The following is a 21,970-nucleotide window of genomic DNA, read 5'->3' on the forward strand; positions in this document are numbered from 1 at the left end:
CGAAGAACCTGAACTTGACGTCAAGGTCGAGTTTGGCGTGCGTATTCTTGGGCCAGTGACTTCATTGACCAGGAGGGGCCGTGCTCGACGATGAATCTGCGGTGGCGCAGACGCCACTCGCCCCGGCCGTGCCACGCGATCCGCCCCTGACTCAACGTGGGGCGCGGACCCGGGCGGCGTTGATCGCCTCGGCGCGTCAGGTATTCGAAAATGTCGGCTACCTCGATGCTCGCCTCGTTGATATCGCCAAGGGGGCCGGTTGTGCGACCGGGTCCTTCTACACCTACTTCGCCAACAAGGAAGAGGTTTTCGCGGCGGTCCTCGAAGTTGCTCGCGAGGAGATGATGCATCCCGGCATGGGGCGGGTCGCGAGCGCCGACGACCCGTACGCGGTGCTCGAGGCAAGCAACCGGGCATACCTTGCGGCCTATCAACGCAATGCGAAGCTGATGGGGATCATGGAACAGGTCGCGCACATCGACCCGGAGTTCCGAAAACTTCGCAACAAGCGCGGCGATCTATTTATCGAACGTAATGCTCGCGGTATAGCCGACCTTCAGGCCCGCGGTATCGCCGACGCGTCGCTGGATCCCATGATTGCGTCAATTGCATTGTCTGGCATGGTCAGCCGCCTGGCGTTTAGTGCCTTCACGTTGGGCGAAGGCAGGCTTGGTGGTGAACCCGTGGACTTTGAGGACGTCGTTGTCACCGTCACCAAGTTGTGGGCTAATGCGCTGAAATTCCCTGATCGCGACTGACGGTCGGAGCGGCTCGAGGCCAACCTCTGTTGAAGTTGACGTCGGATTCAACTATACATGGAGGGGAGATGTAGCTCACTTGAGGTGAGTGTCCGATCCATCCCGTCTCCCCACAAAATCAGGAGTCTCCATGGCATTCTTCGAGTTCTCGGATCGCACCAAGCAGTACCAGGCTGAATTGATCGACTTCATGGACCAGCATGTCTATCCGGCGGAGGCGGTCTACGAGGCGCAAATGCGGGAGGCCGGCAATCCGCACTTCCAGCCTCCCATCATCGAAGAGCTAAAGACGGAAGCCAAAGCCCGCGGTTTGTGGAACCTCTTTCACCCCCATCCGGAGTGGGGTCCGGGCCTGACCAACCTGGAATACGCACCGCTTGCGGAGATAATGGGGCGTAGTCATCTCGCTTCCGAGGCCACCAACTGCGCTGCCCCTGACACCGGCAACATGGAGGTGCTCACGCTGTTCGGTACCGACGAACACAAGGAGAAGTACCTTAAGCCGCTCCTTGCTGGCGAGATCCGGTCGGCCTTCGCGATGACCGAACCTGAAGTAGCGAGCTCCGACGCCACCAACATTCAACTGCGGATGGACCGCGACGGCGATGAATACGTCCTCAACGGGCACAAATGGTTCGCGTCGAACGCCCTGCACCAGAACTGCAAGGTGCTGATTGTCATGGGTAAGACCGACTTCGATGCCGCAACGCACCGCCAGCAGTCAATGACGGTGGTCCCGATCGATGCGCCCGGCGTCACCGTCGTCCGTAACCTGCCGGTCTTTGGGTACCACGATCGAGAAGGGCACGCAGAAATCACCTTCGAGAATGTGCGGGTTCCCGCCAAGGACATCCTCTCCGGTGAAGGCGAGGGTTTCGCAATCAGCCAGGCGCGGCTGGGACCCGGCCGCATTCACCACTGCATGCGGGCCATCGGCATGGCAGAGCGCGCGTTGGAATTGATGTGCAAGCGCGCCTCCACCCGAGTCACGTTCGGCAAGCCGGTGAGCGAGAACGCCAACATTCAGGACTGGATCGCCGAAGCCCGCATCGACATTGAGATGGTCCGACTTCTCACGCTCAAGGCCGCCTACATGATGGACACCGTCGGTAATAAGGAAGCGCGCACCGAGATTGCCGCGATCAAGGTTGCCGCGCCGAACATTGCCTTGAAGATTATCGACCGAGCTATTCAAGTCCACGGAGGCGGAGGGGTTACCGACGACTTCCCGCTGGCGATGGCCTACGCCCACATGCGCACCCTTCGGCTGGCCGATGGTCCTGACGAAGTGCACAAGCGAGCCATCGCCCGTCAGGAATTGCGCCAGTACCGCGACCTGGTTGCGAAGTAGTCGGCCGTACATAACAGTTCCCGCTCACCGTCGATGGTCCGAATAGTCGGAACAACGACCGTGAGCGGGAGCTGTTATGCAGTGTTAGCGAACTACTCGCCGGTGAAGACGGGCTTCTCGCGGTTGGCAAACGCACGCGGGCCGATTTTTGCGTCCTTCGACTGGAACACCTTGGAACCGAGTTCGGCGTCGATCTTGAATGCCTCCTCTTCGTGCATCCCTTCGCTATCGCGAATGGTCTTGAGGATGGCCTGCACCGCGAGGGGTCCGTTGGCGGCAATCTGATCGGCGATCTCGAGGGCCTTGTCGAGGGCGGTACCGTCGGGGACCACGTGTCCGACGAGGCCGTACTCCTTGGCTTCGGCTGCCGTGATGTGGCGTCCGGTCAGCAAGATGTCAGCGGCGACGGTGTAGGGAATCTGGCGGACCAGGCGCACGGCGCTGCCACCGAGTGGGAAGAGGCCCCACTTCGCTTCGGAGACACCGAACTTCGCGCTCTCCGCGGCGACGCGAATATCCGTGCCCTGCAAGATTTCTGTGCCACCGGCAATCGCGGGGCCTTCCACGGCAGCAATCAACGGCTTCGTGAGACGACGACCCTTGAGGAGAGCCGGCATCTTGGTGAGGTCCCAGCCGCCCTTGGCGAATGAATCGCCCGGCGCGGATTGGTTCATCGCCTTCAGGTCGGCACCGGCACAGAAGTAGCCACCCGCGCCGGTGAGGATCGCAACGCGAATGTCGGGATCCGAGTCGACCTGGTCCCACGCCTGCTCCATGATGCGCATCATGGGGCCCGACAGCGCGTTACGCGCCTGCGGGCGATTCAGCGTCACGATCAGTACGTGGCCCCGCTTTTCGACGAGACATTCCGGGGCGGCTTCGGTGTTCGCTGCGGTCAACTTTCCTCCTGGTGTCGCGATAACCTTGCCGCGAACAGTAACACGTTCTAGTTTTGACGCATGGCCTTCACTATTGCGGACCTTTTCGAGCATGCTGTCGACCTCATGCCCGACCGCATCGCACTCGAATCCGGCGACCGTACTCGCACATACATCGACCTCGACGAGCGTGCCAACGCGCTCGCTCACAAGCTTCGCGAACTCGGTGTGCAACCGGGCGACTCTGTGGGGCTGTACAGCAAGAACACCATCGAATCCGTCGAGGCGATGATCGCGATCTTCAAGGCGCGCGCGGTGATGGTCAACGTGAACTACCGGTACGTGGAGAGCGAACTCGAGCACATCTTTGTCGACTCCCAAATGAAGGTGTTGATCCACGAGCGGGAGTACACGCCCAAGGTCTGCAACGTGTTGGCGAGTACGACAACCGACATTCTTGCGCGAATCGTCATCGACGACGGGTCGGATGTGGCCGTCGACTGTTCGGACGAAAATTTGGCGGTCTCCGCATTTGAGGAGGCGATCGCTTCGAGTTCGCGCGCCCGCGACTTTGAAGAGCGTTCCAACGACGACCTGTACATGCTCTACACGGGCGGCACCACGGGTAAGCCGAAGGGCGTCATCTGGCGTCAGGAAGATGTGTGGCGAGTTCTCGGCGGAGGCATCGACTGGTACTCCGGAACGCCGATCGCCAACGAGTGGGAGCACGCCGAAACCGGTGCGGCGGGCGGCCAGTTGGTGCGCTTCCCGGTCCCACCCTTCATTCACGGTGGCAGTCAGTGGGCCGTGTTCCAGTCGCTGTTCGCTGGCGGCAAGGCGGTGGTCTACCCCGATTTCGATCCCAAGGCCGTCTGGGAGGCCGTCGACCGGCACGGTGTCAACGTCCTGTTTATTACCGGTGATGCGATGGCCAAGCCGATGATCGATGCACTCGAAGCAGGCGACTACAACACCTCGACGGTGGTATCGGTGGCGTCATCGGCGGCGCTGTTCTCGCCTTCGGTGAAGGATCGCTACTTGGAGAAGTTCCCGAATGCCGTGATCGTCGACGCCATCGGCTCGTCAGAAACTGGCTTCGGTGGCATGGGAATGGCCATTAAGGGGCAGAGTCGGGTCGGTGCGCCGACCGTGAAGGCCGACCCCAACACGCACGTCCTCTCCGACGACGGTAAGCCTCTTGAACCCGGAACGGGCCAGCCCGGACGGCTCGCCCGATCGGGACACATTCCGTTGCGCTATCACAATGACGAAGCCAAGTCTGCCGAGACTTTTGTCGTCTACGACGGTGTGCGCTACTCCATGCCCGGCGATACCGCCGTGCTTGAGGCCGACGGGACCATCACCATGCTCGGGCGTGGCTCGATGTCGATCAATACCGGTGGCGAGAAGGTCTTCCCGGAAGAAGTTGAAGCCGCACTCAAGGCACACCGCGATATTGACGATGTCGTCGTCGTGGGCGTCGCCGACGAGCGGTTCGGGCAGCGTGTTGCTGCCGTTGCCGCCGTTCGGAATGGTGTTGTTCCGACCCTTCAGTCGCTCAACGAGACTGTGCGCCAGGAACTTGCAGGCTACAAATGCCCGCGCAGCCTGTGGATCGTGGACGCCGTAAAGCGTTCGCCCGCAGGCAAACCCGACTATCGCTGGGCCCGCGAGATCACTGACTCGCGTCCCGCTGATCAATCGCTGTAACTTCCGATCACCTTTAACGACAGGACCGTCATGAAAACCCCATTGTGCGAGAAGTTCGGGATCGACTACCCGATCTTTGGCTTTACCCCGAGCGCGGAGGTCGCCGCCGCCATCAGTCGCGCCGGCGGACTCGGTGTGCTTGGTTGCGTGCGTTTTAACGAGGCTGAGGAGCTCGACGAGGTCCTCGAGTGGATGCACGAGAACACCGACGGCAAGCCTTTTGGTGTCGATGTCGTGATGCCTGCCAAGATCCCGACCGAGGGATCGAAGGTGGATCTTGACACGATGATTCCGCCGGAGCATCGCGCGTTCGTCGAGCGGACCCTCGATGACCTCGGCGTCCCGCCGCTGCCGGACGGTGGCGACCGGGTTAACACCGGTGTCCTGGGCTGGCTGCATTCGGTAGCCCGCTCGCACGTCGACATCGCGATGGAACACAAGCGCAAGTACGGGCAGATCAAGTTGATCGCCAATGCCCTCGGCTCGCCGCCCCAGGACGTGATTGACCTGGCGCACGAGAATGGCGTGGCCGTCGCGGCGCTCGCTGGCGCCAAGGAGCATGCGCTGCACCATGTGGATGCTGGCGTCGACATTGTGATCGCGCAGGGCTACGAGGGCGGCGGCCACACCGGTGAGGTCACCTCGATGATCCTGTGGCCCGAGCTTGTCGATGCGGTCGGCGACCATCCGGTCCTGGCCGCCGGTGGTGTCGGCAGTGGCCGTCAGATCGCCGCGGCCATTGCGCTCGGTGCACAGGGTGTTTGGATGGGGACCTACTGGCTGACGGCGGCGGAGTATCGCCTCGGTGCTCACGGCGACGGTCCGACCACGGTTCAGCAGGCGTTGTTGGCTGCGACGTCGCGCGACACCGTGCGTCGTCGGATCTACTCGGGCAAGCCGGCGCGTCTGCTCAAGACGGCGTGGACGGATGCCTGGGATGCGCCCGGCGCGCCCGATGCCCTGCCGATGCCGCTGCAGAATTTGCTCGTCGGAGAGGCTCATGCCCGCATCTCGGCATCCGACGATCCCAAGGTCGTCGCCATGCCCGCAGGTCAGATCGTGGGTCGCTGCAACTCGATCACGCCGGTGCAGGAACTTATCGACGATCTCGTCGCAGAGTACAAAGTTGCTGTGCAACGAATGAATTCGACACTAGAATAGGTTGCGGACGGTTCGCCCGTCCCCTGTCGGCCGGCAGTCACACCCCCGTAGTGACTGCCGGCTTGACCTATCTATTGGGGGCGTCCGGGTGTCGTACGCCGACGGATTTCGGTCGGCTGCTGCTCCTGCCGCTACCGTTGTGGCTGGATTCGCCAGGTGGGCTTGCCCAATGAGGCCGCTAGCGCTGCGCGCGCTGTTTTGAATGTTGCGGTTTCCGGCTGGGTGTCGGTGAGCCAGACCGTGGTTGGCCACTGCTTGGGGCCCAAGTCGTCCTGGGCCGCCAAGAACTCGATGAGTGAGGTCTCGGTGAGGCCGGGGGCCACCACGACCGCTCCTACGGTGTCGCCGATCTCGTCCGGGATGCCCAACACGGTGGCGTCGGTAATCTGTGGATGGCGCAGCAGGATCTGCTCAATCGGGCGGGTGCCCAGATTCTCCCCGTCGACGCGCAGCCAGTCGCCGATGCGGCCGGCGAAATGAACAAAGCCTTCGGCGTCGACCCAGCCGAGATCGCCGGTCCGATACATGCCGCCGCGCATCCGCTCGGCCGTTGCGGCATCGTCACCGTAATAGCCGTCGAAAAGTCCTGGGCCAGAAGCGTTCACGATTTCGCCAACCTCGCCAACCGCAACCGGTTCCAAGGTGTCCGGATTGACGATCGCGTTCGGTGCCACCAGCGGGCCAAGCGCATCGTGGGGGGTTTCGGCGGTCCGCGTAATCGACACGCCCGCTTCCGTTGACCCAAAACCGTCAACCACGCGGGCATTAAACCGCCGTAGGAACTCGGCGCGGTCGGTCGCCGAGGCCTCATTGCCGTACATCAAACGGAGCGTCACCTCGGCGTCGTCGGGCCGCTCCGGGGTCGCCAGAATGTAGTGCAGCGGCTTGCCGACATAGTTGGCGTAGGTGACGCCGTAGCGGCGAACGTCGTCGCAGAAACCCGATGCCGAAAACTTTTTCCGAATCACGAAAGACGCGCCCGCGGAGGCCGCCACCGACCAACCGGCGATCAGCGAATTGGAATGGAACATCGGCATCGACAGATAGGCGACGTCGTCGCGCGTCAGGCCGAACCGCGTGGAGAGCATGACGCCCGGCGCCGCGAACTTTCGTTGGCTGCACCGGACGGCCTTGGGGTTGCCGGTGGTACCGGAAGTAAAGATCAGCATCAGCATGTCGTCGGGCCGCACCTGCGGTTCGACGAAGTCATCGGCGGACGCCGACTGAACCATCGACGACCACTCGGGGGAATCGATATTCAGCAGTGGCGCCGGCAGGGTGCTTGGCAGGAGGTCGGCGGTCTCGTCCGATACGACCACCAACTGGCAGTCCGATAGTGCGACGTCAGCGGCGAGGGCCTCGCCGCGACGCGTGCTGTTGAGACCGACGAGGACAAACCCGCCGAGCGCCGCAGCGCCGAACAGGTAACTGAATTCGGGAACATTGGGGAGCAGGATCCCAATGTGCGGCGGCCGCTGCGAAGCCAACCGGGCCGACAGTGCTGCCGCGCGCCGCCGACTGGCGACGAGATGGTCGCGCCACGACACGAAGTCACCGTCGAAGAACATGCCTCGATCGGTCACCTCGCGCAGGGGCTCAAGCAACTCGATAAATGTGCGTGCGTCAGAAACTGTCGGTCCGGTCATGACTTCTAGTGTCCGTAAGCCCTAAACCTGTGCGGCGAGGAGGTCGCCCAACTCGTCGAGGACGACGGGTGCATTACCGAGCGTGAACTCGTTCTGCTTGGCGCGCAGGAAGTAGCGGTGTGCCGTGTGGGTGGTGTCGAGGCCGACGCCACCGTGAACGTGAACGGCGGTGTGCGCCACGCGATGTCCGGCTTCGGCGGCCCAGAACTTGGCGGCGTTGACGGCGATGGTCGCCTCTCCCGGCGTGGTCTCGGCCAGTCCCGATAGCAGCCATGCCGCCTGGGTGGTCGTCAGCGAGAGGCCCTGAATGTCGATGAACGCATCGGCCAGGCGTTGGGCGACGGCCTGGAACGAGCCGATGGCACGACCGAACTGTTCGCGTTCGCGGGCGTACTCGGCGGTGGCTGCCAGGGCCGCTGAGGTGGCGCCCTCTTGGTCGGCGCAGATTGCCAGGCGCAGCAGGTCGACCAACTTGGCGACCGTTTCCGCACCGCCACCGAGGACGTGTGACGCCGGGACATTGACGCCGTTGAACTCGACCGTGTACGCGGGCGTGAGGCCCGTTACGCGGGTCTCGGTGATGGTCACGTTTGCATCGTTGACCGGAACCGCAACCACGACGGCACCGTCCGGCGTGGCAGCCGAGACCAGGACAACATCGGCGACGGCGGCGTACGGAACGTTCACCTTGGTGCCCGAGAGGCTAGCGCCGTCGAGGACTGTGCGGGGCTGCGCGACGGTGTAGTTGCGGTCTTCCTCGACGGCAACCGTGATCGTTTTTCCGCCGGTTGCCGCTGCAGTGAGCAGTTCGGCGACAAGCTCGTCGGAGCCGTGTGCGGTGACGACGGGAACACCGGCGACGGCGTGCGGGCCGAATGGAACGCGAGCCAGCCCGCGTCCGAGTTCGGTTGCGACAGCGACAGTTTCGAGCGTGGTGAGGCCAGCGCCCTCAGCCGATTCGGGGGCGGCCAAGCCGAGCAGGCCGGCACCGGCAAGCTCAGCCCACAGGCGCTCGTCGATGGGTGCGTTGGCGCTTTCAAGCTCGGCGACGCGGTCGGCCGGGGAAATGCGGTTGACGATGTCGGCGGTGAGCTTCGCCAGGTCGGTTGCCGCTTCGGTAGGGGTGAAATCCATGATGTCTCCTAAAGATGTGGGCGGCGAGTCAGCGGCGGGCGGGCGGAAGTTTGAGTTCGCGCATACCGATGATGTCGCGCTGGACTTCGTTGGTGCCGCCACCGAACGTGAGGATCAACGAAGTGCGCTGGAAGCGCTCGAGTCGGCCGAGTAGATGCGTGCCGGGTGTGCCCTGGCGCAGCGTGGCGGCAGGTCCGACGACCTCCATCAGCAGTCGGTAGGCCTCGGTCGCGAACTCGGTGCCGAACACCTTGGTGGCCGACGCGTCGGCGGGCGACGGTGAGCCGCCGGATGCCGCGATCGAAGCGACCTTCCAGTTGGCGAGCTTCAAGAACTCGACCTTGGCGTGTACTTTCGCGAGATTGGCCCGCACCCACGGGGTGTCGATGAGACGACGGCCGTCGACTTCTTCGTTCGCGAAAGCGACCGTCTCGCGGAGTGCCGTCTGGATGGGGGCGGCACTCACCAGGGCAACGCGCTCGTGGTTGAGCTGGTTGGTCACCAGTGACCAGCCGCCGCCCTCTTCGCCGACCAGATTGGCGGCGGGGATGCGCACGTCTTGGTAGTAGGTCGCGCTAGTGTCGACGCCGGCCATGGTGTGCACCGGGGTGTACGAGAAGCCTTCGGCCGTGGTGGGCATGATGAGCATCGAGATGCCCTTGTGCTTGGCCGCTTCCGGATCGGTGCGGCAAGCGAGCCACACGTAATCGGCGTAGGGGATTAGCGACGTCCACATCTTCTGACCATTGACGATGTACTCGTCGCCGGTCTTGACGGCGGTCGTACGCAGTGCCGCGAGGTCGGTGCCTGCGCCCGGCTCGGAGTAGCCGATCGAGAAGTGCAGTTCTCCCGCGGCGATCTTCGGCAGGAAGAACTTTTTCTGCTCCTCGGTGCCGAAATGCATGATGGTCGGCGCGACTGAGTTGATGGTCAAAAACGGGACTGGTGCGCCCGCGATTGCGGCCTCGTCGGTGAAGATCAGCTGATCCATCATCGAGCGGTTTGCGCCCCCAAATTCGGTCGGCCAGCCGAGCGCCAGCCATCCGTCCTGGCCCATCTGGCGCACGACGTCGCGGTAGGCGTCGCCCTCGCCGAGTTCCCCGTCGCCACCGGTGAGCGCTGCGCGGCGCTCCGGTGTCATCAGGTCGTTGAAGTAAGCACGAAGCTCGTTGCGGAGCTCTTCTTGTGCTTGCGTGTAGGCGATCTGCATGGCTCTCCCACCGTTGCTGTTTCCCACTTTGGGGGTAATACTGCTTCCCTAGGACTGAAACACGTTCTAACGTGTAGGAGGCGAGCCCGTCAACTGTGAGGGCCGCAAGCGGAGGAGAAACTGATGCACATCAAATGCGATTACGACCTGTGTGAGTCAAATGCTGTCTGTGTCGGCATGGCACCCGATGTCTTCGAGCTGGATGACAACGATTACCTGGTGATTCTTCAAGATGATGTCGCTGAGACGCGACGCGAAGAGATGCGTCAGGTGGTGGCCAGCTGCCCGCGTTCGGCCCTCTCGATCGTCGACGATTAGCACCTGTTGAGATTGTGTCGGCTGGCCGCACGGCCAGATCTGTGTTAGAACAAGTTCTACTTTTGGTTGTTTGAAGGGATGCACGTGAGTCAGTCGTTGGATGGTCGGGTAGCAGTAGTCACCGGTGCTGGTGCCGGTCTTGGGCGGGCTGAGGCCATCGGCCTCGCACGCGACGGGGCCACCGTCATCGTGAACGACCTCCAGCAGGCTCTCGATGTCAGCGACGTCTTTGACGAGATCGCCTCACTTGGCGGCAAGGCCGTTCCGGTCGCCGGTGACATTGCGGATTCGGCCACCGCCACCGAGATCATGCGCGTGGCCACCGAGGATCTCGGCGGACTGCACGTGGTGATGAGCAATGCGGGCATCACGCGCGACGCCATGCTCTTCAACATGACCGACGATCAGTGGGATCTGGTGATCCGCGTGCACCTGCGCGGTCACTTCCTGCTGAACCGCAATGCCGCCGCTCACTGGCGTGCGGAGTCGAAGGCTGCCGGAGCTCCGGTGTTCGGCCGCCTGATCAACACCTCGTCCGAAGCCGCGCTGCTCGGTGGCGCCGGTCAGGCAAACTACTCGGCGGCCAAGGCCGGCATCTCGATGCTGACCGTCTCGGCCAGTCGCGCGCTGGCTCGCTACGGCGCCACCGCGAATGCGATCTGCCCCCGTGCCCGCACGGCGATGACCGCCGACGTCTTCGGTGACGCACCGGAAGGTAGCGTCGACCCGCTGTCGCCGGAGCACGTGGTGAACTTGGTGCGCTACCTCGCGAGCCCGGAAGCTCAGCAGGTTTCCGGCCAGGTCTTCGTCGTCTATGGCCCGAAGGTCAGCCTGATGGCGGCCCCGCGCGTGCAGGAAGTCTTTGCTGCCGAGGGTGAAATTTGGGACGTCGATTCGCTAAGTGCCGCCATGACAGGATATTTTGCATCGCCGGACCACGCGGGTACGTTCTCCGCTTCCGATTTGATGGAATAGGCAACGCCGACCTGATTTACTGTCTCGTGCAAACGGACTAATCGGGTCTTCGCAAGAATGGGGCGAAAGTCTGCCCAGCTCGGAATGTAACGCAGAGCACAATTTTTACCACATGATAGGTTGCCAACATTAGAGGGCGGGAGGAGGGGACATTGCCGAGTAGACTCGCAGCCCCCATGAACGGCGTTGGGGAGTTCGTCTCGCTCGGTGTGGAGTCCGCGCGCGAGCTTTTTCGCAGACCGTTCCAGTGGCGGGAAACCGTCGAACAGTCGTGGGCCATCGCCCGCGTATCGCTGGTTCCGACTCTCCTCGTGGCCATCCCCTTCACCGTTCTGGTCAGCTTTACGCTGAATATCCTGCTGCGGGAGATCGGTGCGCAGGACCTTTCAGGTGCTGGAGCCGCACTCGGCACGATTACCCAGATTGGCCCCATCGTCACCGTGCTCATCGTGGCCGGTGCCGGCGCGACCGCCATCTGCGCTGACCTCGGAGCCCGCACGATTCGCGAGGAGATTGACGCTCTCGAAGTTCTCGGCATTAACCCGGTTCACCGGTTGGTGGTCCCGCGCGTCATTGCTTCGACCGGTGTGGCGCTGTTGCTCAATAGTTTGGTGTGCACCATCGGAATCGCCGGTGGCTTCATTTTCTCCGTGTACTTGCAGGACGTGAACCCTGGCGCCTTCATCGCCAACCTCACCCTGCTCACGGGGCTCGGAGAGCTCATCATCTCGATGATTAAGGCCGCACTGTTCGGCCTGTTTGCCGGACTCGTTGGCTGCTACCGCGGGCTCAACGTTAAGGGTGGAGCGAAGGGCGTCGGAGACGCCGTCAATGAGACCGTCGTCTACTCGTTCATGGCGCTGTTCGTCGTGAACGTGGTGGTCACCGCGGTCGGTCTCAAGGCGACGATGGGATAGATGATGGTTCTGCCAGGTACCACCCGACTGCTTACTGCCCGCACCGCCATTGCGCGGGCCAGCGAAGACTGGAACAAGATCGGTGATCAAGCCCTTTTCTACTGGGACGCGATCATTTCGATTCCGCGCGCACTGCGCCTGTACAAGAAGGAGACGCTCCGCCTGATCGCGGAAATCTCCATGGGTACCGGCGCGCTTGCGATGATCGGCGGCACGGTCGTCGTCGTCGGCTTCCTGACTCTGTTCACCGGCGGAACGATCGCCGTGCAGGGCTACAGCTCGCTCGCCAACATCGGCGTTGAAGCCCTGACCGGCTTCTTCTCGGCGTTCATCAACGTCCGCATCGCTGTCCCGGTGATTGCGGGTATCGCCTTGGCTGCGACCATCGGCGCAGGTGCCACGGCCCAACTCGGCGCCATGCGGGTTTCCGAGGAAATCGATGCCCTCGAAGTGATGGCGATCGCCTCGGTCCCGTACCTGGTGAGCACGCGAATCGTCGCCGGTCTCGTCGCGATCATCCCGCTGTACTCGCTCGCCGCGCTTGCCTCATTCCTGGCCAGCCGGTTCGCGACTGTCGTCCTGTACGGGCAGTCGTCGGGCGTGTACGACCATTACTTCTCGACCTTCTTGATCCCTTCCGACATTCTGTGGTCGTTTGTCCAGGCCATCTGTATGGCGGTTGCGGTCATGCTCATTCACACCTACTACGGCTTCAACGCCTCCGGCGGCCCCGTCGGCGTCGGCGTGGCAGTCGGCAATGCGGTCCGCTCCTCGCTGGTCGTTGTCGTGATCATTACGCTCCTGACGTCGCTCGCCATTTATGGCGCCGACGGCAAGTTCAACCTGGCGGGCTGAGTTAGATGGCGAAAGTAAATAGGCGCGGCTACAGCGGCGGCACGCGCAAGATTGCCGCACTGATCATGGTTGGCGTGCTTGGCGGCATTATTGCGCTGGCCTCTGCCCAGTTCTTGGGTGCCTTCCAGGACACGCAGCAGATCACCTTGATGGCGAAACGCGCCGGCCTGGTGATGAACCCGGACGCGAAGGTGAAACTCCGCGGTGCTGAGGTCGGACGAGTCCACGCCATCGACATTGTCGGCGATGAGGCCAAGCTGACGCTCAACATCAAGAGCGACCAGATGCAGTTCCTGCCCGAAAACGTGTTTGCGGACATCAAGTCCAACACCATCTTCGGAGCCAAGGCCGTTAACCTCGTGGTTCCGGAGACCGGCCCCAAGGGCCAGCTCACCCCGGGCGCTGAGATCAAGGCCGACCACGTGGTCGTCGAACTCAACACCGTCTACCAGCAGCTCGTGAATGTCCTCGCGCAACTGCAGCCCGACAAGCTCAACGTCACCATCGGTGCCGTCGACGAAGCACTGTCCGGGCGCGGTAAGGAAATCGGCAATGCGCTTGTCCAGCTGACCAATGTTCTCGGCACGACCAACAAGTACCTGCCGGAACTGAACCGACTGCTCACCGAGGCATCGACCGCGACCAACGTGTTCGCGGACGTGATGCCCGACCTGATGCGTGTCGTCGACAACTCGACTGTCTTTGGAAACACGCTCGTGGAAAACGCGTCGAACCTCGACTCACTGCTGATGAACGTGACCGGTATGGCCAACGCAGGCAACAGCATGCTGTCGAAGTCAAAGGTCGACCTGATCGCGATGCTCAGCGACTTGAATCCGGTCGCAGAGTTGCTCGGGCGACAGGCTCCCGGCCTGCGCTGCTTCATCACGGCCGCATCAGATGCCACCGACATTGCGACGCCGCTCCTTGGTGGCCGCAACGGTATGCTGCTGCTCGACGCAGGCTTGACCCCCGGCAAGGACCCGTACCGCTTCCCGCAGGACCTCCCCGAGGTCCGAGGTAACGGCGCGCCCACTTGCGATGCAGGTCTGAGCAACGTCCAGTCCAAGGAACACATTCCCTTCTACGTCATCGATAACGCAGCGCAGCCGTACCAGCCGCGTACCACCCCCAAGGTGGAATCGCGCAAGCTGTTCCAACTGCTGTTCGGAGGTACCCCCTAGTGGATACTCGCGCACGCGCATTTCGTGCGACGGTCATCAAACTCACCGCTTTCGCGGTCGCCATGGTCCTTGTGTTTACCGGACTGGTGTTGGTGTTCAGTCGCTACCAGAGTGGAAGCAGCGATAAGTACACGGCCGTCTTCGCCAGTGCTTCGGCCATGAAGTCGGGCAGTGTCGTCAAGATCGCCGGCGTTGATGTCGGCGCCGTCAATTCGATCGACCTGACCCGCGAGAACGAAGCCCGTATCTCGTTCAGCGTCAACTCCAACTACCGTCTGCCGACCTCGGTGCAGGCGTTGATCCGCTACCAGAACCTCACCGGTGACCGGTATCTGGAACTGCAGCCCGGAACTGGCGATCTCAACAAGACGCTGTCGGCCGGTGATGAAATCCCGATGACGCAGACTGAGCCGGCACTCGACCTCGACAACCTGCTCGGTGGTTTTAAGCCGCTGTTCCGCACCCTCGATCCCAAAGAGGTCAACCAACTGTCAGCGTCGCTGATCGAGGTTTTCCAGGGTCAGGGACCGGGTCTCAACAAGCTGCTCGCCAACACGGGAGAGTTCACGAACTCGATCGCCGACCGCGACAAGCTCATCGGCAGCGTCATCGACAACCTCAACACCACGATGGGGACGCTCGAAGCCGACCATCGCGGACTTGATCAGAGCGTCGATCGCATGCAGCAGCTGATTTCCGGACTCGCTGGTGATCGCGTTGTCCTCGGCGAAGCGATCACGCAGGCAGGCAAGGCCACCACCGGGCTCGCCAGTCTGATGAGCGACATCCGACCCGACGTCACCCAGAGCCTCACTTCGCTGGGAGTCACGAGTGGTCAGGCATTGAAGTCTGAAGCCTTCATTCGCGACCTGCTCGGGCGGCTCCCCGGCGACTTCAAGATGCTGTCGAACCTCGGTAGCTACGGATCCTGGCTGCAGATCTACTTCTGCCGCATCCGACTGCTAGTCCCGGGTCCGGGAAACACTCAGTACTACTTCACGGCCATCGATGCGATGGGCGATTCGACTAAGGCCGGCGGGAGGTGCGCAAGTTGAGCGAGAGCAACAATTCCCACATGGAACACGACGTGGATGCCGACCCGCAGCCGTTCGTCCGTGATGGCCGACCAAAGTGGCAGATCGGCGTCATCGGTGTCATTCTCACCGCGATGCTCGTCATCACGGCTATGCAGATCGACCGCCTGCCCTTCCTGTCGCAGATCAGTTCGTACGACGCCTACTTCGACGATGCCGGCGGCCTCGTCACTGGCGATGTCGTGCTGGTTTCGGGCGTCAATGTCGGTACGGTGCAGAACATTTCCATCGCCGACACCGCTGACGGACTCAAGGCGAAGATTCGCTTCCGCATGAACGACACCATCGAAATGGGTGACCGTTCGCGCGCCTCGATCAAGACCGAGACCGTTCTGGGTCGCCGTAACCTGACGATCACCCCCATCGGCACCGAGCGCATCCGCCCGGGTGGATCCATCCCGATCGACTCGACGGTCTCGCCATACTCGCTCACCGATGCTCTCGACGATGCCACCAGCACGCTCGAGACCACCGACACCGATGAACTGAACCGCGCGCTGGAAACACTGACGCAGACGTTCTCCAAGACGCCCGCCAACGTGGGCGAAGCGGTCACCGGTGTGGGACGACTGTCGAAGGCCATCGCCGACCGCGATAACGCGCTCAGTGACCTGCTTCGGCGTGCCCGCGGCGTTACCGATGTTGTTGGCCAGCGCAGCGATCAGATCCGCCAGATGCTGCTCGATGCCAACGCATTGCTCGGTGAATTGAACCTTCGCCGCGAGGCGCTCCGTCAGGTCATCAAGGGCACCAAGGACGTGACCGCGCAGATCACCCTCTTCATCGAAGAGAACAATGCGCAGATGAAGCCGGTCCTCGACAAGTTCAACGGTGTGCTGAACATTCTCAACGACAACGAAGAGAACTTTGGCAAGGCCATTGACCGTCTCGGCCCGTACGCCAACATCCTCGGCGAAGCCGTCAGCGGTGGACCGTACTTCTCCTCACTGGTCGGTCTGCCGACCTTCGGTGACTACTTCGGTACCTTCTTGAAGGTGCTGCAGCGGAAGTACCCCGAGGCTGCGAAGTACTTCCTCGATTACTCCGGCAACCCCCTGATCCCGAAGAACTGGGAGCCGGGTCCCAACGTGGGTGCACCTGATGTCGGTCGGCCTGCGCCGAAGCGACAGAACCCGACGGTGATCCCGCAGGCTCCGCAGAACAACAACGACCTGCCACCTGGCCAGCGACACGGAAACGGAGGCTGACATGCGTTTCAACCGTAAAATCGGTGCTGGCATTGCTGCCGCTCTGGTCCTGGCATTGCTGGCAGTCGGCGCATACTTCGGCGTTCAGAAGGCCACTACCCGCACGGTCACCGCGTACTTCCCGAGTCTCAGTGGGTTGTACACCGGCGACCCCGTGCGTGTGATCGGCGTCAATATCGGCAAGGTGTCGGGCATCGAACCCCGCACGGGCGATGTGAAGGTCACCCTGCGGATCGACCGAGACACCCCGATTCCCGCCGATGCGCGTGCGGTCGTCGTGGCCCAGTCGTTGGTCTCCGGTCGTTTTGTCCAGCTGACCCCCGCGTTCAGCGGAGGCAAGGAAATGTCCGACGGCGGCACCATCCAAATGGATCACACCGCTGTGCCCATGGAATGGGACGACGTCAAGAAGCAGTTGGACGAGCTCACGAAGGCCATTGGGCCAGACGGCACCGATCCGGGTACCGCAGTCGCCGCAATTGACGTGATGGACAAGAACCTGTCGGGCAACGGCAAGGCGATCTCCGAGTCGATCAAGGAAATGTCCCGCGTGATGGGCACCATGTCCGACAACCGCGACGATGTCTTCGCCACTATCAAGAGCCTGCAAAAGCTGACCGACGCGCTGTCGACCAGCCACGAGCAGCTCGTCCAGTTCAATGGCCGCATGGCTAGCGTCAGTGATGTCCTTGCGGGCAGCAGCGGTGAGCTCGGCGATGCCATGACGAACCTCAACGAGGCCGTCACCGAACTCGAAGGCTTCCTCGGTACCAACAGCGGCGTGATCTCGGATACCACCGAGAAGCTGGCGCAGTTGACGGGAACGCTCAAGCGCAAGGATGAGCAGCTCCGCGGCCTCCTGCACTCGGGTCCCAACCAGCTGGCCAACTTCTTCAATATCTACAACCCGCTTGCTGGCTCTCTTGACGGCGTCTTCGGTCTTGGTATGGGCAACAACCTGATCTCGTTGCTCTGCGGCAGCATGGCGGCCACCTCGCGTCCCGGCGACACTGAGGCCGACATCGAACAGTGTGTGGACATGCTGGCACCGGTCCTGAAGGACATCGTCGTCAACTACCCGCCGTTCTTGTCCAACCCGGTGATCGGCCGATCGGCGAATCCCGACCAGATCACCTACCAGAACGCGAGCGTTGAACAACGGGCAAAGCAGGGGGTGCGAGACCGCGATGCGGCAACCCGCGCAGCGACTCCCGACCCGCTCAAGCGGCTCCTGGTCCCGTTCGGCGGTGAAGGATAATGAAGTCTAAGAAAGTAGCGGCAGCGCTGATGGCCGCGAGCCTGGTGCTGGTGCCGATTACCGCTGGTTGCAGCAGTGAGAGCATCTCCACCCTTGCCGCCTTTGGTGCCGCAGGTACCGGGGCCGATGGCTACGAGATCAATGCGATGATCCCGTCTGCGGCCGGCCTGGTCCGCAATGCGCCCGTCATGATGGACGACATCACTGTCGGCAGCATCGGCGAAATCACCATCGATAACTGGAATGCGAAGCTGACCCTGCGCCTCAATAAGGACGCGAAGGTACCCGTCGGCTCGCACGCGATGGTGGCCATGACCAGCGTCCTCGGCTCGTCGCACATCGCGATTGTGCCGCCAGAGAAGCCGACCGGTGCCTACCTGGCCAACGGTGGCTCGCTGTCGTTGCCGAACTGCCCGAAGACCGGTGAGATCGCGCAGACCGACGCAAAGAAGGTCCCGGACATCACCTCGGCGCAGACCGTTGACCCGTGCATGTACCCGACAACCGAACAGGTACTGAGTTCGCTGTCCGTGGTCCTTAACGGTGGCGGATTGTCGCAGATGGGCGACGTCGTCCACGAGATGAACCAGGTGTTCTCCGGCAACTCGGAAACGCTGACCAAGCTGGTCCCGCGCCTCAATGTCCTGGTTTCCGACCTCAATACGCAGACCGGGAACATCATCAGCGCGATGGAGGGCCTCGACCGGCTGTCAGCGACGATGAACGCACAGACGCCGACCATCCAGCGTGCGCTGGTTAGCGCGCCGAAGATCCTCCAGTTGCTGGTTGATCAGCGCGAGAACCTCACTGCGGCAATGGACAGTGTCGGCAACCTGTCGAAGACTGCGAACCAAGTCCTCGACGCGAGCGGCAACGACATCCGCGCCGTGGTACCAAATCTGCGCGAACTGCTCGATCAGTTGGCGCAGACCGGTCCGGCACTGTCGAACTCGCTACGTATCTTGCTGACCTTCCCGTTCGTCGAGGAACTGATCCCGACGATCGTCAAGGGCGACTACGTGAACTCCGATCTCGTCCTCGACCTGACCTGGAAGCGACTCAACAAGACGATGGTGGAGTCGGTTGTCACACCGGGCCCGGAGATTGTTGTCGGTAAGCCTGCGGGCGGATCCAAGAACGGGGCAAACCCGTTCAATGCGCCACTGAAGAAGGGCCCGACCGAACGTAAACAGCAGAACCCCGGCAATCCCACGCTGGAAGATCTGCTGCCGAAGATTGGTGGGGGTAACTAATGAAGATCACTCCCTTTGTTCGCATGCAGTTGATCATCTTCAGCATTGTCACTGTGATCTCGATGGTTGCGATGGCCGTGTACTACATTCGCGTCCCGCAGATGTTTGGGATCGGCAGCTACAACGTCAAGGTCGCCATGGACTCGACGGGCGGTCTGTATCAGAACGCGAACGTCAGTTACCGCGGCGTCGACGTTGGCAAGGTGACGGCCGTGAATCTGACGCCCACCGGCGTCGAAGCGAATCTGTCGATCAACTCGTCCACCAAGATTCCCAGTAACTCGACTGCCTCGGTGCGAAGTGTCTCGGCCATTGGTGAGCAGTTCGTCGAGTTTGTGCCCCCGGCGCAGCCGTCGAGCAGCAACCTCACCGACGGTGATCAGGTCAAGGTCACCGAGATCCCAGTCGAGATCTCGTCGATGCTCGACCAAGCGGACGCCCTCCTCAACGCGGTCGGCGACTCCCAAATCCGATCGGTCATGGACGAAGCCTTCCTGGCTTTCAACGGAACCGGTGAAGATCTGCAACGCCTCATGGATTCGATGACCCTGTTTGTTGGGGAACTCGACAAGAATGTCGACACGACTGTCGACCTGGTACGCCAGGCCGGCCCGTTGCTCGCCACGCAGAACCGCACGGCCGACGACATCCGCTCGTGGACCAAGGACCTCGTGACGGTGACCGATCAGCTTCGCGCCAGCCGTCCGGATGTCTCTGACATTCTGGCGAAGGGGCCCGGCGTTGCATCGCAAACGCAAGCGCTATTCGAGAGCATGAACACCTCGTTCCCGCTCGCCGTGTCGAACTTGAAGGTCGCAGCGCACACTCAGTCGGTGTACCTGCCGAACCTGCAGCAGATCGTCGTGCTGTACCCCCGTGTGCTGTCGGCGTTGATCACCGCGATCAACAGCGGAAGCAACCGGCATGGACCGAACGTGAACTTTGGCCTCGGCTTCCAGGACCCGCCAGCCTGTACTGTCGGGTTCATGCCCCCAGACCAGTGGCGCTTCCCGTCCGTCCAGGATGCGCGCGAACTCCCACCGGGGCTGCTGTGCCGACTCCCGCAAGACTCGCAAACCGCAGTCCGCGGTGCCCGTAACTTCCCGTGCGCGGAATTCCCGGGCCGTCGTGCACCGACGCCAGCTGAATGTCGGACCGGCTTCAAGCCCGATCCGCAGCGCAACCTGGCATTCCCGAACGGTCTCCCCGGCACCAACCTCCCCAAGGACCCCAAGCCGGCCAACAAGCCGTCTAGCTATGTGGTTCCGGGAACACCGACCGACTACGACCCATCGCCCGCCGTTTACGCGACCACCTACGACCCCGAGACCGGTGAATTCATCGGGCCCGACGGTAAGACGTATGTGACCAGCGAAAACGATTCGGCGAAGGCAAAGAACAAGAGCGGCACATGGACCGACCTGATCACGAACCCGGTAGAAAACTGACCGCGCCCGACGACAACACTGTTCACCGGACCAGTCCGCTAGGGCGACGACGCAAGAAGTCGTCGAAGCCTGCGGTTCCGGTTCCGGCAGACAGCGTCGACGAAGCCAGCATTGACGACACAGGTGTTGACGAGGCTGGTGTTGACGAGGCTGGTGATGGGGCGACTGGCGGTGTTGAAACCAACGCCGACACCGTGAGCCTGGAGAAGACCGCCGCGGCGGCTACCGACGACGCGACGGTGGAGAATGCCGTCGAACCCGACGGTGACGAGGTTGCGCGCAATGCCGCCTACCGTGAGCGCCGACGCAAGAAAGCCGTCGGACGGGATGCGGTCGTTCGGGAATCTGCCGCGGCGAAGGCCAGCGGCGGATCGGCATGGAAAGTCGTTGCTGCCGCGGTCGCGGCACTCGTGTTTGTTGCCGGCGTCGTGTTGTCGGCGTTCTTCGGATACCAGTACTCCAAGATCGAGCACCAGCGAGAACTGCGGGCCGAGTACTCGACGTTTGCGCAGCAGATGGTCGTATCGATGAGCACTTTGAATCCCGACAACGCGGACCAGATGTACCGGAATGCGATGGAGAAGACCAGCGGTCGTGCCAAGCAAATGTTCGAAGAGAACATGAAGCAGGTGGCCGAGATGATCCGCAAGGGCGACATGGTCACCAAGACGACAGTCCTCGCGGACGCCGTCGCGAAGTCGACCGATGATGAGGGATCTGTTCTGGTGGTCTATGCCTGGGAGGGGCACCCGAAGAACGATAAGAAGAACACTGACTTCGCAACCTTCCGCGCCCGCGTCGACATGACACGCATCAACGGCGAACTGAAGATGACGTATTTCGATTGGGTGGCGTGATGAGTCGGACACAGAAGTGGCTGTTGCCGCTGTTGGCGGCGATCGTCGTCCTGGTAGTGGCAGTTACCGTCTTCTTGGGCGTCGTTTATGCGAATGCCGCTGCGGAGGAACGCGCCCGCGACTCGTCGAAGGCCGCCGCAGAGCAGTACGTGGTCGAGATGTTCTCGTGGAATCCCAAAGATGTTGACGCCCACATCAATGCGACGATGGGTCGCCTGACGGGTGAGGCGCAGAAGGAATACCAGAAGAACATCGTCTCGGAGAAGGTTGCCGAGGGCGTCAAGAAGCAAGGTGTTTCGACGGTCGTGACTGTCCAGGGTGCGGGCACCATGGAGAACACGCGGAACACCTCGAAGGTGATGCTGTTCATCAACCAGTCGTCGACGCGCAATGACGTCTCCGAGGTCCAGATCGACAAGTCGCGGCTGATCTTCACGATGGAGAAGCATGGCGACATGTGGAAGATCAACGAGATCGACATTCTCGATGATCAGAGCCTCCGCGATCGCATGACCGGGGTAACTGGCGCACCGCCGCCCGGCGCCGTCCCGATCCCCGGCGCCCCGCAGTCCGCGACAACCCCGCCCCCCGCGGAAACCCCGGCCGGCTAACTGCCCCGCCACCCCTTCTCGCATGATGCGTCGATTCCCGCACTACGTCAGACGTAGTGCGGGAATCGACGCATCATGCGAGAACGCGCAGGGGGGGGAGAGGGGGAGACAAAGTAGCGCCCGCCTCCATGGGATCGGAGACGG

Annotated in this window: 20 protein-coding genes; 16 read left to right on the forward strand and 4 right to left on the reverse strand. The window is 62.2% G+C overall.

Features of this window, described 5'->3' with window-relative positions:
* Positions 1 to 80 precede the first annotated feature (80 nt).
* Together AC1L34_RS16595 and AC1L34_RS16600 are read left to right on the forward strand one after the other, a co-directional pair.
* On the forward strand, positions 81 to 758 hold the full coding sequence (locus AC1L34_RS16595) for a TetR/AcrR family transcriptional regulator (RefSeq protein WP_424293120.1): 678 nt from the start codon (positions 81 to 83) through the stop codon (positions 756 to 758).
* A 130-nt stretch (positions 759 to 888) separates the two neighbouring features.
* Positions 889 to 2,109 carry an acyl-CoA dehydrogenase family protein gene (locus AC1L34_RS16600; protein ID WP_424293119.1) on the forward strand — a complete coding sequence of 407 codons (1,221 nt, stop codon included), beginning with the start codon at positions 889 to 891 and terminating at the stop codon, positions 2,107 to 2,109.
* Between the two features lie 92 nt (positions 2,110 to 2,201).
* On the opposite strand, the gene AC1L34_RS16605 is transcribed toward AC1L34_RS16600, so the two are convergent.
* Entirely contained in the window at positions 2,202 to 3,101 is a 900-nt protein-coding gene (locus tag AC1L34_RS16605; RefSeq protein WP_424293118.1) for a crotonase/enoyl-CoA hydratase family protein, read from the reverse strand.
* Here AC1L34_RS16605 and AC1L34_RS16610 point away from each other — a divergent pair.
* Positions 3,069 to 4,697: an acyl-CoA synthetase gene (locus AC1L34_RS16610; RefSeq protein ID WP_424293117.1), complete on the forward strand. Its 1,629-nt coding sequence runs from the start codon at positions 3,069 to 3,071 to the stop codon at positions 4,695 to 4,697. The genes AC1L34_RS16605 and AC1L34_RS16610 overlap by 33 nt on opposite strands.
* Positions 4,698 to 4,727: 30 nt before the next feature.
* Positions 4,728 to 5,858 (forward strand): NAD(P)H-dependent flavin oxidoreductase, encoded by a 1,131-nt coding sequence (locus AC1L34_RS16615; RefSeq protein WP_424293116.1) that lies wholly within the window; start codon positions 4,728 to 4,730, stop codon positions 5,856 to 5,858.
* A 131-nt stretch (positions 5,859 to 5,989) separates the two neighbouring features.
* On the opposite strand, the gene AC1L34_RS16620 is transcribed toward AC1L34_RS16615, so the two are convergent.
* From AC1L34_RS16620 to AC1L34_RS16630, 3 genes are read right to left on the reverse strand one after another with little or no spacing between them, the layout of a single operon-like run.
* Complete coding sequence (locus AC1L34_RS16620; protein WP_424324806.1) at positions 5,990 to 7,504, reverse strand: AMP-binding protein; 1,515 nt, start codon at positions 7,502 to 7,504, stop codon at positions 5,990 to 5,992.
* A gap of 21 nt (positions 7,505 to 7,525) precedes the next feature.
* Positions 7,526 to 8,638: an acyl-CoA dehydrogenase family protein gene (locus tag AC1L34_RS16625; RefSeq protein ID WP_424321962.1), complete on the reverse strand. Its 1,113-nt coding sequence runs from the start codon at positions 8,636 to 8,638 to the stop codon at positions 7,526 to 7,528.
* A gap of 28 nt (positions 8,639 to 8,666) precedes the next feature.
* Positions 8,667 to 9,848 (reverse strand): acyl-CoA dehydrogenase family protein, encoded by a 1,182-nt coding sequence (locus AC1L34_RS16630; RefSeq protein ID WP_480034946.1) that lies wholly within the window; start codon positions 9,846 to 9,848, stop codon positions 8,667 to 8,669.
* A 123-nt stretch (positions 9,849 to 9,971) separates the two neighbouring features.
* Between AC1L34_RS16630 and AC1L34_RS16635 the strand changes: the two genes are divergently transcribed.
* The 12 genes from AC1L34_RS16635 to AC1L34_RS16690 all read left to right on the forward strand — a co-directional run bounded on the left by AC1L34_RS16635 (position 9,972) and on the right by AC1L34_RS16690 (position 21,826).
* Positions 9,972 to 10,166, forward strand: a complete 195-nt coding sequence (locus AC1L34_RS16635) for a ferredoxin (protein ID WP_347956332.1) — start codon at positions 9,972 to 9,974, stop codon at positions 10,164 to 10,166.
* A gap of 84 nt (positions 10,167 to 10,250) precedes the next feature.
* Positions 10,251 to 11,141, forward strand: a complete 891-nt coding sequence (locus tag AC1L34_RS16640) for a 3-oxoacyl-ACP reductase (protein ID WP_480034947.1) — start codon at positions 10,251 to 10,253, stop codon at positions 11,139 to 11,141.
* Between the two features lie 152 nt (positions 11,142 to 11,293).
* Positions 11,294 to 12,058, forward strand: a complete 765-nt coding sequence (locus AC1L34_RS16645; RefSeq protein ID WP_424294314.1) for an MlaE family ABC transporter permease — start codon at positions 11,294 to 11,296, stop codon at positions 12,056 to 12,058.
* Positions 12,059 to 12,061: 3 nt separating this feature from the next.
* A complete protein-coding gene (locus AC1L34_RS16650) occupies positions 12,062 to 12,913 on the forward strand; it encodes an MlaE family ABC transporter permease (protein ID WP_480035342.1) in 852 nt (283 codons plus the stop codon).
* Between the two features lie 5 nt (positions 12,914 to 12,918).
* Complete coding sequence (locus AC1L34_RS16655) at positions 12,919 to 14,097, forward strand: MCE family protein (protein WP_424294315.1); 1,179 nt, start codon at positions 12,919 to 12,921, stop codon at positions 14,095 to 14,097.
* Complete coding sequence (locus tag AC1L34_RS16660) at positions 14,097 to 15,152, forward strand: MCE family protein (RefSeq protein WP_424321966.1); 1,056 nt, start codon at positions 14,097 to 14,099, stop codon at positions 15,150 to 15,152. Before AC1L34_RS16655 ends, AC1L34_RS16660 begins: the two co-directional genes overlap by 1 nt.
* A gap of 20 nt (positions 15,153 to 15,172) precedes the next feature.
* Complete coding sequence (locus AC1L34_RS16665) at positions 15,173 to 16,399, forward strand: MCE family protein (RefSeq protein WP_424294317.1); 1,227 nt, start codon at positions 15,173 to 15,175, stop codon at positions 16,397 to 16,399.
* A gap of 1 nt (position 16,400) precedes the next feature.
* Complete coding sequence (locus AC1L34_RS16670) at positions 16,401 to 17,657, forward strand: MCE family protein (RefSeq protein WP_424294318.1); 1,257 nt, start codon at positions 16,401 to 16,403, stop codon at positions 17,655 to 17,657.
* Complete coding sequence (locus tag AC1L34_RS16675; RefSeq protein ID WP_424294319.1) at positions 17,657 to 18,910, forward strand: MlaD family protein; 1,254 nt, start codon at positions 17,657 to 17,659, stop codon at positions 18,908 to 18,910. The genes AC1L34_RS16670 and AC1L34_RS16675 overlap by 1 nt, the downstream gene beginning before the upstream one ends.
* Positions 18,910 to 20,358, forward strand: coding sequence for an MCE family protein (locus AC1L34_RS16680; RefSeq protein ID WP_480034948.1), 1,449 nt, complete (start codon positions 18,910 to 18,912; stop codon positions 20,356 to 20,358). Before AC1L34_RS16675 ends, AC1L34_RS16680 begins: the two co-directional genes overlap by 1 nt.
* Complete coding sequence (locus AC1L34_RS16685) at positions 20,322 to 21,215, forward strand: hypothetical protein (protein WP_480034949.1); 894 nt, start codon at positions 20,322 to 20,324, stop codon at positions 21,213 to 21,215. The genes AC1L34_RS16680 and AC1L34_RS16685 overlap by 37 nt, the downstream gene beginning before the upstream one ends.
* Positions 21,215 to 21,826, forward strand: coding sequence for a hypothetical protein (locus AC1L34_RS16690; RefSeq protein ID WP_424294322.1), 612 nt, complete (start codon positions 21,215 to 21,217; stop codon positions 21,824 to 21,826). The genes AC1L34_RS16685 and AC1L34_RS16690 overlap by 1 nt, the downstream gene beginning before the upstream one ends.
* Positions 21,827 to 21,970: the final 144 nt, after the last annotated feature.

It is taken from the genome of Gordonia sp. 34D (assembly GCF_056682775.1).

Bases quoted from the DNA above. Each gene is read 5' to 3' on its own strand.
- AC1L34_RS16600 (WP_424293119.1), top strand. From the start codon at position 889: ATGGCATTCTTCGAGTTCTCGGATCGCACCAAGCAGTACCAGGCTGAA.
- AC1L34_RS16610 (WP_424293117.1), top strand. From the start codon at position 3,069: ATGGCCTTCACTATTGCGGACCTTTTCGAGCATGCTGTCGACCTCATG.
- AC1L34_RS16605 (WP_424293118.1), bottom strand. From the start codon at position 3,101: ATGCTCGAAAAGGTCCGCAATAGTGAAGGCCATGCGTCAAAACTAGAA.
- AC1L34_RS16615 (WP_424293116.1), top strand. From the start codon at position 4,728: ATGAAAACCCCATTGTGCGAGAAGTTCGGGATCGACTACCCGATCTTT.
- AC1L34_RS16620 (WP_424324806.1), bottom strand. From the start codon at position 7,504: ATGACCGGACCGACAGTTTCTGACGCACGCACATTTATCGAGTTGCTT.
- AC1L34_RS16625 (WP_424321962.1), bottom strand. From the start codon at position 8,638: ATGGATTTCACCCCTACCGAAGCGGCAACCGACCTGGCGAAGCTCACC.
- AC1L34_RS16630 (WP_480034946.1), bottom strand. From the start codon at position 9,848: ATGCAGATCGCCTACACGCAAGCACAAGAAGAGCTCCGCAACGAGCTT.
- AC1L34_RS16635 (WP_347956332.1), top strand. From the start codon at position 9,972: ATGCACATCAAATGCGATTACGACCTGTGTGAGTCAAATGCTGTCTGT.
- AC1L34_RS16650 (WP_480035342.1), top strand. From the start codon at position 12,062: ATGGTTCTGCCAGGTACCACCCGACTGCTTACTGCCCGCACCGCCATT.
- AC1L34_RS16655 (WP_424294315.1), top strand. From the start codon at position 12,919: ATGGCGAAAGTAAATAGGCGCGGCTACAGCGGCGGCACGCGCAAGATT.
- AC1L34_RS16665 (WP_424294317.1), top strand. From the start codon at position 15,173: ATGGAACACGACGTGGATGCCGACCCGCAGCCGTTCGTCCGTGATGGC.
- AC1L34_RS16670 (WP_424294318.1), top strand. From the start codon at position 16,401: ATGCGTTTCAACCGTAAAATCGGTGCTGGCATTGCTGCCGCTCTGGTC.
- AC1L34_RS16675 (WP_424294319.1), top strand. From the start codon at position 17,657: ATGAAGTCTAAGAAAGTAGCGGCAGCGCTGATGGCCGCGAGCCTGGTG.
- AC1L34_RS16680 (WP_480034948.1), top strand. From the start codon at position 18,910: ATGAAGATCACTCCCTTTGTTCGCATGCAGTTGATCATCTTCAGCATT.
- AC1L34_RS16685 (WP_480034949.1), top strand. From the start codon at position 20,322: ATGGACCGACCTGATCACGAACCCGGTAGAAAACTGACCGCGCCCGAC.
- AC1L34_RS16690 (WP_424294322.1), top strand. From the start codon at position 21,215: ATGAGTCGGACACAGAAGTGGCTGTTGCCGCTGTTGGCGGCGATCGTC.